The sequence below is a fragment of the Allobosea sp. genome, assembly GCF_030695125.1.
Classification (GTDB): domain Bacteria; phylum Pseudomonadota; class Alphaproteobacteria; order Rhizobiales; family Beijerinckiaceae; genus Allobosea.
Genome location: NZ_JAUYTP010000005.1, coordinates 1 through 13,698 on the forward strand (window position 1 = coordinate 1; position 13,698 = coordinate 13,698).

Annotated in this window: 9 protein-coding genes; 8 read left to right on the forward strand and 1 reads right to left on the reverse strand. The window is 69.1% G+C overall.

From position 1 onward, the window contains the following. The 4 genes from Q8S38_RS00310 to Q8S38_RS00325 all read left to right on the forward strand — a co-directional run. A partial coding sequence (locus tag Q8S38_RS00310) for a DNA translocase FtsK (protein ID WP_371125807.1) occupies positions 1–141 on the forward strand: 141 nt, incomplete at its 5' end. 135 nt (positions 142–276) lie between these two features. Then, entirely contained in the window at positions 277–1,845 is a 1,569-nt protein-coding gene (locus Q8S38_RS00315) for a cryptochrome/photolyase family protein (protein WP_305678417.1), read from the forward strand. Positions 1,846–1,965: 120 nt separating this feature from the next. Continuing rightward, the gene (locus tag Q8S38_RS00320) at positions 1,966–3,090 is read left to right on the forward strand and encodes a metallophosphoesterase family protein (RefSeq protein WP_305678418.1); all 1,125 of its coding nucleotides are present in this window, start codon (positions 1,966–1,968) and stop codon (positions 3,088–3,090) included. 10 nt (positions 3,091–3,100) lie between these two features. After that, a complete protein-coding gene (locus Q8S38_RS00325; protein ID WP_305678419.1) occupies positions 3,101–5,731 on the forward strand; it encodes an AAA family ATPase in 2,631 nt (876 codons plus the stop codon). 199 nt (positions 5,732–5,930) lie between these two features. Here Q8S38_RS00325 and hydA read toward each other — a convergent pair whose 3' ends face one another. After that, positions 5,931–7,424 carry a dihydropyrimidinase gene (gene hydA / locus Q8S38_RS00330; protein ID WP_305678420.1) on the reverse strand — a complete coding sequence of 498 codons (1,494 nt, stop codon included), beginning with the start codon at positions 7,422–7,424 and terminating at the stop codon, positions 5,931–5,933. Between the two features lie 198 nt (positions 7,425–7,622). On the opposite strand from hydA, the gene rsgA reads away from it, so the two are divergent. The 4 genes from rsgA (at position 7,623) to Q8S38_RS00350 (ending at position 13,697) form a co-directional block, all read left to right on the forward strand. Continuing rightward, a complete protein-coding gene (gene rsgA, locus Q8S38_RS00335) occupies positions 7,623–8,642 on the forward strand; it encodes a ribosome small subunit-dependent GTPase A (RefSeq protein ID WP_305678421.1) in 1,020 nt (339 codons plus the stop codon). Between the two features lie 264 nt (positions 8,643–8,906). Further along, positions 8,907–11,756, forward strand: coding sequence for a monovalent cation/H+ antiporter subunit A (locus Q8S38_RS00340; RefSeq protein ID WP_305678422.1), 2,850 nt, complete (start codon positions 8,907–8,909; stop codon positions 11,754–11,756). A gap of 1 nt (position 11,757) precedes the next feature. Next, positions 11,758–12,141: a Na+/H+ antiporter subunit C gene (locus Q8S38_RS00345; protein ID WP_305678423.1), complete on the forward strand. Its 384-nt coding sequence runs from the start codon at positions 11,758–11,760 to the stop codon at positions 12,139–12,141. Then, entirely contained in the window at positions 12,138–13,697 is a 1,560-nt protein-coding gene (locus Q8S38_RS00350; protein WP_305678424.1) for a monovalent cation/H+ antiporter subunit D, read from the forward strand. The genes Q8S38_RS00345 and Q8S38_RS00350 overlap by 4 nt, the downstream gene beginning before the upstream one ends. The last annotated feature ends 1 nt before the right edge of the window (position 13,698 follow it).

Consider the following 13,698-nt stretch of genomic DNA (forward strand, 5'->3'; position numbering starts at 1 on the left):
CGCCGCCTCCAGATCGGCTACAACCGCGCCGCCTCGATCATGGAGCGGATGGAGCACGAGGGCATCGTCGGCCCCGCCAACCACGCCGGCAAACGCGAAATCCTCGTCGAAACCGGCAGGGCACGGGAAGACGAGGACTGAGGGCGGCACAGCCCCCGCCTGCGTCGCGGCTGAACCGTTCGCGGGGGCAGCGCGTACTCATCGCAACGATGGGAGCGCTGCGATGAGGCCGACACGATCTGCAACCGACCGCCGGTGCCGGCGGAGCCCTGCGCGGTGAAGACCCTCGTCCTCATCCTCGGCGACCAGCTCAACCGCGACCTCTCTTCGCTCGATGGCTTCGAGCCCGGCCGAGACGTCGTGCTCATGGTCGAGGTCGCGCAGGAGACGACCTATGTCCCCCATCACAAGCAGAAGATCGCCTTCATTCTCTCGGCGATGCGCCACTTCGCCCAGGAGCTGCGCGACGAGGGGCTGAGCGTCGACTACGTCGCGCTCGACGACCCCGCCAACACCGGTTCCTTCTCGGGCGAACTGGCGCGCGCGGTCGCTCGCCATCGTCCCGACCGCGTCGTCGTCACCGAGCCCGGCGAATGGCGGGTGCGCCGGATGATGGACGACTGGGCGCAGGATCTCGGGCTTCCCGTCGAGATCCGCGACGACGACCGCTTCATCTGCTCGCGCGCCGATTTCGCCGCCTGGGCCGACGGGCGCAAATCCTATCGCATGGAGTTCTTCTACCGCGAGATGCGCCGCCGCACCGGGCTGCTGATAGAGGATGACGGGCCGGTCGGCGGCCAGTGGAATTTCGACGCGGAGAACCGCAAGCGCCTGCCGGCGTCGCTGTCATTGCCGCCGCGGGGGCGCACGGCCCCGGACGCGGTCACGGCAGAGGTCATCACGCTGGTCGCGGCCCGCTTTCCGGATCATTTCGGCGATCTCGACGGCTTCGGCTGGGCCGTGACGCGGACCGAGGCGCTGGCTGCGCTCGACCATTTCATCGCGGACGCCCTGCCGTCCTTCGGCGATTATCAGGATGCGATGGCTGAAGGAGAGCCCTTCCTCTTCCACGCCTTGCTGTCGCCCTATCTGAACATCGGGCTGTTGCTGCCGCGCGAGGTCTGCGTCGCCGCCGAGACCGCCTGGCGCGCCGGCAAGGTGCCGCTCAACGCCGTCGAGGGCTTCATCCGCCAGATCCTCGGCTGGCGCGAATATGTCCGCGGCATCTACTGGCTGGAGATGCCCGGCTATGCGCAGACCAACGCGCTCAAAGCCGAGCGGCCGCTGCCCTGGTTCTACTGGTCGGGCGAGACGGAAATGAACTGTCTGGCGAACGCCATTGGGGACACCCGCCGCAACGCCTATGCCCATCACATCCAGCGGCTGATGGTGACCGGCAACTTCGCGCTGCTTGCCGGCATCCGCCCGGCCGAGATCGAAGAGTGGTACCTCGCCGTCTATGCCGACGCCTTCGAATGGGTCGAGCTGCCCAACACCCATGGCATGGCGCTCTTCGCCGATGGCGGGCTCCTGGGCTCGAAACCTTATGCGGCGTCGGGCGCCTATATCGACCGCATGTCCAACTACTGTGGGCCTTGCGCCTATGATCCCAAGATCAAGACCGGGGCGGGCGCCTGCCCGTTCAACCCGCTTTACTGGAATTTCCTGATCGAGAACCGCGCCAGGCTCGGCAACAATCCGCGCATGGCGATGCCCTACAGGACGCTGGACAAGATGCCGGCCGAGCGAGTTGAAACGATCGCGCGAGAAGCCAACGCCTTTCTCGACGCTCTGGACGAGGCGAAACCTCCGCAAAAAGCAGGGCAGCCCGATTTGTTCGCCTGAGCGCGGCGTGCGGGCCGATCGTAGCGGCGGACAGGCGATGCCTCGCCAAACACGCCAAAGCCGCGCAGTGTCGCGGCGAACGGTCGGCGGATTCGGTGATCCGCTGGCGCGCGAGGTCTGATGTTCCGCTTCCTCCACTCCTCCGACCTGCATATCGGCAAGCGCTTCGGCAACATGCCCGAAGAGTTGCGCGGCCGGCTGCGCGAGGCGCGCCACACGGTGCTCGACCGGCTGGCGGCGCAGGCGCGGGCGGGCGGCGCGGAGACCGTGCTGCTGGCCGGAGACAGCTTCGACACCGAGACGCCGAGCCCCGCCATGCTGCGCCAGGCGCTCGCCGCCATGGCCGGCCATGCGCCGCTGCGCTGGGTCGTCCTGCCTGGCAACCATGACTCGCTGCTCGCCGACGAGCTCTGGGCCGCGACACGCGCCGCGCTGCCCGCCAATGTCGTTCTGGCGACGGAAGCCGCGCCGCTCGCGCTCGCACCCGGCGTCGTCATCCTGCCCGCGCCCTGCACCACGCGCCGGCCCGGCCGCGACCTGACCGACTGGATGGACGCCGTCGCCACGCCCGAAGGCGTCCTGCGCATCGGGCTCGCCCATGGCGCGATCCAGAGCTTCTCCGAGGATGGCGGCGGCCTCGACATCATCGCGCCCGACCGGGCGAACCGCGCCGGGCTCGATTATCTCGCGCTGGGCGACTGGCACGGCCAGATGCCGATCGGCCCGCGCAGCTGGTACTCAGGTGCGCCCGAGCCAGACCGCTTCAAGCATGATCAGCCCGGCCGGGCGCTCCTGGTCTCGCTCGCCGGCCCCGGCGCGATGCCCGATGTCGCGCCCGTGGAGACCGGCAGCTTCGACTGGCGCAGCCTGCCGCTCGATCTGCTCTCCGGCGACGATGGTGCCGCGGCTCTGACAGAGCGTCTGCCCGCCGGCCCGGTCCGACGCCAGACCCTGCTGCGCGTCGTCGCCGCAGGGCGCCTTCGGCCGCAGGCACGCGCTGGTCTCGATGCCGCGATCGCGGCGGTCGCGCCGGAATTCGCCTTCCTGCAACTGGATGCCGACGCGCTGGCGACGGATTGCGAGAGTGACGATCTCGACGCGATCGACCGGGCCGGGGCGCTGCGCCAGGCTGCGGATGCGCTGCTCACTGAGAGCCTCGACGAGGCCCGCCCCGCCGGCGAGCGCCAAGCGGCGCGCGACGCGCTCATGCGGCTGTTTTCCTATTGCGAGGCCATGCCGTCATGAGATGCCCGTCATGAAGCTGACGGCGCTGCGCCTGCACAATATCCGCCGCTTCGCCGGGCGCGGCGTCGCCGTCGAGGGCATCGGCGACGGCGTCAACGTGCTCTGCGCCGCCAACGAGTTCGGCAAATCGACCTGTTTCGATGCGCTGCACGCCCTGTTCTTCCAGCCGCATACCGGCACGCCCGGTGCCGTGCAGGGCCTGCGGCCCTATAGCGGCGGCAACCCGCTGGTCGAGGCCGACATCCTGACGGCCGCAGGCGCCTTCCGGCTGACCAAGCAGTTCTATGGCGGCAAGCGCGCCATGGTGCGCGAACTCGCCTCGGGCCGGCTCATCGCCCAGGCCGACGAGGCCGAGCGCTTCATCGCCAACCTCGTCCAGGGCGGCACGGCGGGGCCCGCCGGCCTGCTCTGGGTGCGCCAGGGCATCACGGGGATCGAGCGGCGCTCGCCCAAGGACGAGGAGGGCGAGAAGCGCGCGCGCGAATCCGTCCTGACCTCGGTCCAGGGCGAGGTGGAATCCCTCACCGGTGGCCGCCGTATGGCGCAGGCGCTTGCGAGCTGCGAAACCGAATTGTCGGTTTTGGTCACGGCGACGGGGCGTCCCAAAGCCGGCGGTGCCTATGCACAAGCCCTCGAGGAGCGCGACAGGCTGGTCGAAACCGAGAAGCGGCTCGCGGCGGATGTCGCCGAACTGCGTGCGGCGCTCGATCGTCGCCGCGCCCTGCGCGCCAGGCTCGCCGAGATCGAGGATCCGGAGCAGCAGGCGCAGCGCCTGCGCGATCTCGCCCAGTCCGAGTTGGCCTGGACAACGGCAAAGGCCCATGGCGAGGCCCTGAAGACCGCCGAGGTCGAGGCGGCTCTGGCGCGCAATCAGCGCGATGCGGCACGCGCGGCGCTGGACGCCTTCCGCAGCCAGCGCGCGCGATGGGCCGAGCTGCGCGATCGCGATGTCGCCGGCCGACAAACACGCGACGAGGCTCTGGCGCGGCAGCGGGCCGCCGCCGAGGCGGGCCAGGCTGCGGCGCTTGCGGTCGAGACGGCGGAAATCGCCGAGCGCGAAGCACGCGATCTTCTGAGCCGGCTCGAGAAAGCGCTTCAGGCGCGCGACGCCGCCGAGCAGCTGGCGCGTCTCCAGCAGGACCATGCCCGCGCCGAGGCCGGCCGGGCGGAGGTCGAGACGATCCAGGCCGAGCTGAAGGTCCTGGCGCTGCCGCCGCAGGCGGTGCGGCAGCTGGAGGCTCTGGAGACCGAGCTGATCGGCCTGCGGGCGGTGGTCGCCGCGCGCACGCCGCTGCTGCGGGTCGATTATCGTGCTGGCGCGTCGCGTGCCATAACGCTCGACGGGGCAGCGCTCGCAGATGGCGAGGAACGCGCGCTGACACGCAGCGCCGCACTCGAGGTCGAGGGCATCGGGCGCCTGATGCTGACGCTGCCGACTGCGCGCGACGGGCATGACGAACTGGCCCGGGTCGAGGCGAAGCTTGTCGCCCTGCTGAGCACCCTCGGCGTCGCGAACCTCGCAGAGGCGCGCCAGCGCGAGGCCGCCAACCGCGAGCTGACCGGCCGGCTCGACCTCGCCCGGCAGCGCCTTGCTCTGCTCGCCCCCGACGGGTTCGCGGCCTTGCACGAGCGAATGGCGCGGCTGGAGGCGCAGGGGACTGGCTCGGTCGAGATCAAGGGCGATCCCGCTGCGGTGCGTGTTGCCCTGACCGCGGCTGAAGCGCAGGTCCAGGCCTCCCGCCACGACCAGCGCGCGGCGCAATCGGCGCGGGATGAAGCCGGCGCGGCTGTTGTCGAGGCTGAACGTGCGCTGGCGAGCGTGGCCTCGGAATTGACAGGCCTGGCTGCCAGCCTCGGCCCGGAGGAGGGGCGCGAGGCGCAGGAGGCCCAGCTGGCGCAGGCCCTGGCGCAGGCGGAACCGGCCTGGACCTCGGCTCAGGCGCAGGTCGAGACCCTGCGCGCGGGCGCTGTCGATCTGGCTGCAGCGGAAGCCAAGTTCCGGCGGATGCGTTCTGTGGTCGATGGCGCCGCCGCGGAGACCGCGAGCCTGCGCGAGGAGGCGGCCGAGCTGAACGGCCGGATCCGGGCCCGCGCCGATGCCGCGATCGAGGAGGCCTGGCAGGAGGCGCGCGAGACGCTTGCGGCCGTGCAGAAGCGGCTGGCGGCGCTGGAGCGCGAAGTGGCGCTGCTGACCCGCCTGCGCGACGCGCTGGAGGCGGCGCGTGCCGAGGCGCGCGACCATTATTTCGCGCCGGTGATGACGGAGTTGCGACCGCTGCTCGGGCTGTTGTTCGAGGATGCGACCGTCACCTTCGACGAGGAGACGCTGCTGCCCCGCACCGTCAGCCGCAACGGGCTGGAGGAGCCGGTCGGCGTGCTCAGCGGCGGCATGCGCGAGCAGCTCGCGGTGCTGACGCGGCTCGCCTTCGCGCGGCTCCTGGCCAAGGACGGCCAGCCGGCTCCGGTCATCCTCGACGATGCGCTGGTCTATTCCGACGACGACCGGATCGAGCGCATGTTCGACGCGCTGCACCGCCAGGCCAGCGACCAGCAGATCATCGTCTTCTCCTGCCGCCAGCGCGCCTTCGCCCAGCTCGGCGGCACGATCCTGCGGATGGTGCCGTGGGTGCCGGAGGGCTGAGCCGACGCACCTGGCACACCCGCGCCGTCATCCCGGACAAGCCGCGTCAGCGGCGCCGATCCGGGATCCATTCCTGACCCTCTCAAGGCAACGTTCCGGAATGGATCCCGGGTCTCCGCTTCGCTTCGCCCGGGATGACACTGGAAAGGGCATGGCAATAGCGAAACCTTGCACCGACGAGGTCGTTCGTCGGAAAAGCTCACAAAATCGTCGCGCCGAAATTCCGCTCCGGGTCCATCTCCAGCACGAGCCTGCCGGTCGGCTCGGCGGCCGGACCGCCCGTGCGCGCCAGCCAGCGGCCGGAGCCTGCCTTGGCGTGGAGCGCCCCGTCGCTGATGACGACATCGCCGCGGCGGATCACCGTCTCGGGCCAGCCGATCACTTGATAGCCGGCAAAGGGTGTGAATCCGGTGAGGTCGTGCATGGCCTCATCCGTGATCGTCACCTCGCGCGTCGGGTCCCAGATCGCGATGTCGGCATCATAGCCCGGCTGGATCGCACCCTTGCCCGGCAGGTTGTAAATCTTCGCCGGCGCGGTCGCGGTCAGGTCGACGAAGGCCTCGAGCCCGCGCCCGGCGAATTCGGGGCGGCCCTTCGAGACCAGCGCGTCGAACATCAGGGGCAGGCGGGTTTCCAGTCCCGGCAGGCCGTTGGCGATCTGCTTGAAGTTGGGGTTGGGCCCGGCGGAGAGCTTGCCGCTCTCGTCGAAGCGGTAGGGCGCGTGGTCGGAGGACACCGTCTGGAGATCGCCCAGTGCCAGCGCCTGCCAGAGCGCGTCCTGGTCGGCGGTCTCGCGCGGCGGCGGCGAGCACATCCATTTCGCGCCTTCGAGGCCGGGCTTGTCGAGATCGGCCTTGGTCATGAACAGATATTGCGGGCAGGTCTCGGCGAAGACCTTGAGGCCCTGGCCGCGCGCCTGCCGGATCACGGCCGCGCCTTCGGCAGTCGAGACGTGGAAGATCATGATCGGCTGGTCGATCAGCGCGGCCTGCGTGATCAGCCGGGTGAAAGCCTCCGATTCCGAGCCGCGCGGATGGCTGATCGAATGGAACTTCGGCGCGGTGTAGCCGCGCTCGACCAGCTTCTTGCCCATCCAGGAGATCATGCCGTGGTTTTCGGCATGGACGCAGATCAGGGCCCGGTGCCGGCGCGCCGTCAGCATCAGGTCGAGCAGCGGCTCGTCGTCGACCTTGATCAGGTCGTAGGTCATAAAGACCTTGATCGAGGCGTGCCCCTCCTGGATCAGCGCCGGAAGATCTTCCTTGATCGTCTTCTCGTCGGGGTTCGCGACGATCATGTGGAAGGCGTAGTCGATCAACGCGCCGCGCTTCGCCAGTGCGGCATAGTCGTCGACGACCTTGCGCAAATCGAGCCCGCGATGCTGGGCGGCAAACGAGACCAGCGTGGTGTTGCCGCCGAAGGCCGCCGAGGTCGTGGCGCTCTCGAAGGTGTCGGCATTCATTAGCCCGCCGGCCGAGACCTGCTCGACATGGGCGTGCGTGTCGATGCCGCCGGGCAGGACGAATTTGCCGGTTGCGTCGATCTCGCGCGCTCCCTTGCCGAGCCCGGTGCCGATCGCCGCGATCTTGCCGTCCTTCACGGCGACATCGGCGACGTAGCTCGCCGTCGCCGTGCCGACGGTGCCGCCGCGAATGACCAGATCATAGGCGAGGTCCTGGGGGTGCGGGGGCATGGTGATCTCCTCGGCGGTATGGCGGCGTCGGCATGACGGATTTGCGTTCCGCCGCGACCATAGCAAAGCCGCGGCCAACCGCGATGGTGCCCGGCGCAGGGCGCGGATGTCTTGCTGCCGGGTCGTTGCGGCCGAGTCCCAGCAACGAGGGCGTTTCGCCGCTTGCCAGATCGCGGAAACCCCGCTCTATCGACGGGCATGACCATGCCCCCCGATCGCGACGCCGCTTCCTGGACACTGGCTGCGCTGGGCTGGTCGCCCTTCTTTGCCGAGCAGATCGATCCCGACGATTCCGGGCTCGTGCCCGTCCGGATCGCCACCGTCCACCGCGCCCGGATGAGCGCGATGGCGACGGAGGGCCCGGTCCGGCTGGAACTGCCTGTTCATGCCAACACCGGCGACTACACCGTCGGCGACTGGGTTCTGGTCGAACCCGGGACGCATCTCCTTCGCCGCCTGCTCGCGCGCCGCACCGTGCTGGCGCGCCGCGTCGAGGGCAGCAAGATGCCGCAATATGCCGGCGCCAACATCGATACGCTGTTCATCGTCACCTCCTGCAATGCCGATTTCAACGTCGCTAGGCTGGAGCGCTATCTCGCGCTCGCCAATGAGAGCGGCGCGGAGCCGGTGATCCTGCTGACCAAGGCCGATCTCGCCGCCGAACCCGAGACCTATCGCGCGCAGGCGGCCGCGCTGCAGCGCGGCCTGCCTGTGGTGACCGTCAACCCGCTGGGAGACGATGTCGCGGAAGTGCTTGCGCCCTGGTGCGGGGAGGGGCGTACGGTGGCGCTCGTCGGCTCGTCGGGCGTCGGCAAGTCGACCCTGGTCAATGCGCTGGCCGGCCACGCGCGCGAGGACGAGCAGCAGACCGGCGACATCCGCGCCCATGACGCCCAGGGCCGCCACACCACGACCTCGCGCTCGCTCCATGCCATCGAAGGCGGTGGCTGGGTCATCGACACGCCGGGGATGCGCACCCTCCATGTCAGCGATGCCGCGGCCGGCCTCGATACGCTCTTCGCCGAAATTAGCGAACTCACCCATCTCTGCCGCTTCCGCGACTGCACCCATGAGCACGAGCCCGGCTGCGCGGTGCAGGATGCGGTCAAACAAGGCCGGATCGACCCCGATCGCCTGGCGCGCTGGCGCAAGCTCGACGCCGAGAACAAGGCCAAGACGCCCGCCGCGCGTGGGTCGCGGGGGCAGAGGCGGTCGTGACGGCGCTCCCCGAAGCGCGCCTGACATGAAACGGGCTCCTTGCCCATGCGCGGCCCGACAGGACGAACCGAGGTCCGCCGACGATCGGAAGCGGCAGTTCCCTGTCGAAAAATGGATCAAATGCGCGATTGCGCACTAGAGCGAATCTGCAAACATGGAATAGGGTGACAAAGCTCGTGCGCCGTCGATGTATGGGCGTGGAGAGCCCGACACGATCGAACGCCTCTTCCACTCCTATTCGCAGATAGACGGGGTCGTTGTTTCATGAGCTTGTGGCTGATCCCGCTGATACCCTTTCTGGCGGCAGTATTGCCACCGCTGACGATCCGGTCCGGGCGCACCGTCTGCGCCGTCACGACGGGGCTGGCGACGTTGCTCGCGATGGTCCTGCTGCTCTCGCATGCACCGGCCGTCTATCGCGGCGAGATCGTCCAGGCGCGGTTGGACTGGCTGCCGCAGATCGGACTCTCGTTCTCGTTCTTCCTCGACGGTCTCGGCCTGTTCTTCGGCGCGCTCATCCTCGGGATCGGCCTGCTGGTCATCGTCTATGCGCGGTTCTATCTCAGCCGCAACGACCCGATGGGGCGCTTCTATGCCTATCTGCTGCTGTTCCAGGGCGCGATGGTGGGCGTGGTGGTGTCCGACAACATCCTGCTCCTGCTGGTGTTCTGGGAACTGACCAGCCTGACCTCCTTCCTGCTGATCGGGTACTGGCGGCATCTGCCCGAAGCCCGGCAGGGCGCGCGGATGGCGCTGGTCGTCACCGGCGGCGGCGGCCTGCTCCTGATCGCCGGCATGCTGATGCTCGGCCAGATCGCCGGCTCCTACGAACTGTCTGAAATTCTGCAGCGGGGCGACCTGATCAAGGCCTCGCCGCTGTATCTGCCGATGCTGCTGCTGGTGCTGGGCGGCGCCTTCACCAAATCGGCGCAGTTTCCGTTCCATTTCTGGCTGCCGCACGCCATGGCCGCGCCGACCCCGGTTTCGGCCTATCTGCACTCGGCCACGATGGTGAAGGCCGGCGTCTTCCTGCTGGCGCGCCTCTGGCCGGTGCTCGCCGGCACCGACGCCTGGTTCCTGATCGTGGCGCCCGTCGGGCTGGTCACCATGCTGGTCGCGGCCTGGATCGCGATCTTCAAGGATGATCTCAAGGGGCTGCTGGCTTTCTCCACCGTCAGCCATCTCGGCCTGATGACGATGCTGCTGGGCTTCGGCACGCCGATGGCGGCGGTGGCCGCCGTGTTCCACATCCTCAACCACGCCACCTTCAAGGCGGCGCTGTTCATGGGTGCCGGCATCATCGACCACGAGACCGGCACGCGCGACATCCGCCGTCTCGGCGGTCTGCTGACGCTGATGCCGATCACCGCGACGCTGGTGCTGATCGCCTCCGCCTCGATGGCGGGCATCGCTCCGCTCAATGGCTTCCTGTCCAAGGAGATGATGCTCGAGCAGGCCTTGCAGACCTCCTATGCCGGCATCCCCTGGCTGTTCCCGGTGATGGTGGGTCTGGCGACGCTGTTTTCCGTGGCCTATTCGGTCAGGCTCGCGGTGCGCGTGTTCTTCGGCCCGAAGCGGCACGACTATCCCGCCCACCCGCACGACCCGCCGGCCGGCATGTGGCTGCCTGTCGCGGTGCTCGTCGTCCTGGTGGTGGCGATCGGGCTTCTGCCGGCGCTGATTGCCGGGCCTATCGTCGCGCGCACGGCGCTTGCGGTGATCGGCGGGCCACTGCCGTCCTATTATCTGGCGATCTGGCACGGGGTCACGCCGGCTCTGCTGGTCAGCATCGCGGCGCTCATCGCCGGCACGGCCCTGTTTCTCGCCTATGGCCGGGTGGACGCCATCCGCCTCGGCCTGCCGCGTCCTGACGCCAAGACGCTGTTCGATCGCGTCGTCGACAGGGCGGTGACGGCCGCAAGCGGTCTCATCGCGCGCTCGCATACCGGCTCGCTGCAACTCTACTTCGCCATCATTCTCGGCGCCGTGCTGGTGCTGGCAGCCGGTGGCTTCTGGACCGCGTCGCATGGCGCCGGCGCGCGCGCCACGCTGCCGGTCTCGTTCCCGGCCGTCGTCGCCTGGCTCGCCCTGGTCGTCGCCAGTCTGGCCGCGGCGCTGCGCCACCATGACCGCGTCTTCGCCCTGGTCCTGACCAGCGTGGTCGGCCTCGTGGTGTCGCTCGCCTTCCTGCAGTTCTCGGCGCCCGACCTCGCCCTGACGCAGATCTCCGTCGACGTGGTGACGACCGTCCTCTTGCTGCTCGCGCTCAATCTGCTGCCCAAGACGACGCCAAGGGATATCGGCGGGATGGTGCGCTGGCGCGATGCCGGGATCGCCGCGCTCGCCGGCCTCGGCATTGCGGCTCTCGCCTATGGGGTGATGACGCGCGGCTACGAGACGATCTCGACCTATCATCTGGAGCAGTCGAAGCCCGGTGGCGGCGGCACCAATGTCGTCAACGTCATCCTCGTCGACTTCCGCGGCTTCGACACCTTCGGCGAGATCATCGTGCTCGGGATCGCGGCGCTGGCGATCTACGCGCTGCTGGATCACCCCTTCGGGAGGGCCTCGGCGCGGCGGCTGGCCAGCATTCGCTCTGCGGAGGAGGCCCGCGACGCCCATCCCCTGATGCTGGTCGTGGCGACGCGGGCGCTGCTGCCGCTGGCGCTGACGGTCGGCGCCTACATCTTCCTGCGCGGGCACAACCTGCCGGGCGGCGGCTTCATCGCCGGCCTCGTCGTGGCGATGGCGCTGATCATGCAGTACATGGCCAGCGGTTATGTCTGGGCCCATGATCGCGCCCGGATCGACCCGCGGGCGATGATCGGCGCCGGCATCGTCATCGCCGGACTGACGGGCATGGGATCCTGGCTGTTCGGACGGCCGTTCCTGACCAGCTCCTACGACTATTTCTCGCTGCCGCTGGTGGGAGAATTCGAGCTGGCGACGGCGATGGCGTTCGATCTCGGCGTGTTCCTCACCGTCGTCGGGGCCGTGCTGATGTCGCTGGCGCAGATTTCGCGCGTCCAGCAGCGCGCCGAGCGGTCCCCCGTGACCGATCATCCGATGGACATCGTGCTCGACGCCAAAACCGCCGTCGTGAAGGAGGTTTGAGGTGGAACTGCTTGTCGCCAGCGCAACGGGCGTGATGACGGCGGTCGGGATCTATCTCCTGCTCCGCGCGCGCACCTTCCCGGTCATCATCGGCCTGACCTTCCTGTCCTATGCCGTGAACCTGTTCCTGTTCGCGATGGGCCGCCTCGGCATCAACCAGCCGCCGATCTTCGGCGCGCAGGCGACGGGCTATGCCGATCCGCTGCCCCAGGCGCTGGTCCTGACTGCGATCGTGATCTCCTTCGGGATGACGGCGCTGATCGTCGTGCTGGCGCTGCGCGGGTTCCTCGAATCGGGAAGCGACGCGGTCGATCTCGCGGCGCCGGAGGAGGGCGGCCCGGCCGCCGCCGGGGCCCATGGCGACACGGCGCGGCGTCCGTCATGAACCACTGGATCGTCATTCCCACGGTTCTGCCGGCCATGACGGCGGCGCTGCTCATCCTGGCGCTGCCGCACCACCTGATCCATCAGCGGATCGTGTCGATCGGCGCGACGGTGCTGATGCTGGTCCTGGCGATCGGCCTGCTGATGCTGGCCGGCGACGGGGCGCCCAGGGCCTATTTCCTGGGCAACTGGCCGGCGCCCTTCGGCATCGTGCTGGTGCTGGACCGGCTGTCTGCGACCATGCTGGTGCTGACGGCGGCGCTGGCGCTGGCGGTGGCGATCTATGCCTGCGTCGGCTGGGACACGCGCGGGCGGCACTTCCATGCGCTGCTGCAGTTCCAGCTGCTCGGCGTCAACGGCGCCTTCCTGACGGGCGACCTGTTCAACCTGTTCGTCTTCTTCGAGGTCATGCTGATCGCCTCCTATGGCCTGATGCTGCATGGCGGCGGCGCACCGCGGCTGAAGGCGGGCTTCCATTACGTCGCGATCAATCTCATCGCCTCGACGCTGTTCCTGTTCGGCGTCGGTCTGATCTACGCAATCACCGGCACGCTCAACATGGCCGATCTCGCTGGCAAGGTCGCCGCCGTCTCGGCTGGCGACCAGGCGCTGCTGAAGACCGGAGCGATGCTGCTGTTTGCGGTGTTCGCCACCAAGGCGGCGCTGGTGCCGCTGCACTGGTGGCTGCCGAGCGCCTATGCCGCGACCTCGGCTCCAGCGGCCGCGATGTTCATGATCATGACCAAGGTCGGCGCCTATGCGATCATCCGCGTCTACGGGCTGATCTTCGGCGCCGACGCCGGCCCTCTCGGCGCCGTCGCTGCGCCGATCGTCATCCCGCTGGCGCTCGTCACGCTCATCGTCGGTGCGGTCGGCGTGCTCGCCAGCCGCAATCTGCGCGACCTCGTCTGTTTCGCGGTCGTCGCCTCGATGGGCAATCTGCTGATCGCGGTGGGGCTGTTCGACGGCGTCGGCACCACCGCGGCGATCTACTATCTCGTCCACAGCACGCTGACGGGCGCCGCCCTGTTCCTGCTCGTCGATCTGATCGCCCAGCGGCGCGGCAAGGCGTCCGACACGCTCGCGCCGGCGCCGGCCATCGCCAACGAGACGGTTCTGGGCGCGCTGTTCTTCCTGGGCGCCATCGCCATGGTCGGCATGCCGCCTCTGGCGGGCTTCATCGGCAAGCTGCTGATCCTCGGGGCGACGCGCGAGACAGCCCAGGCGCCCTTGATCTGGTCCGTCATCCTCGGCGCGAGCCTGCTGATGATGATCGGCTTCGCGCGCGCCGGCTCGGTGGTCTTCTGGAACAATCCAAGGCCTGGGGATGAGGCCGGCGGCGCGCCGGTCGGCCGGGTCAGGGACGGGCTGACCGCGACCGCCCTCGTGCCGATCGTCGTCGTCGGCCTGCTGCTGGGCGCGACCGCGGTGCTGTCCTTCGCCGCCGGACCCTTCACCGCCGCCTTCGAGGCGACCTCGGCGCAACTGCTCGACAAGTCCGGGTATATCCGTGCGGTGCTCCAGCCCGCCGCGGGCCCCGGCAGCGGGGGGAACTAGG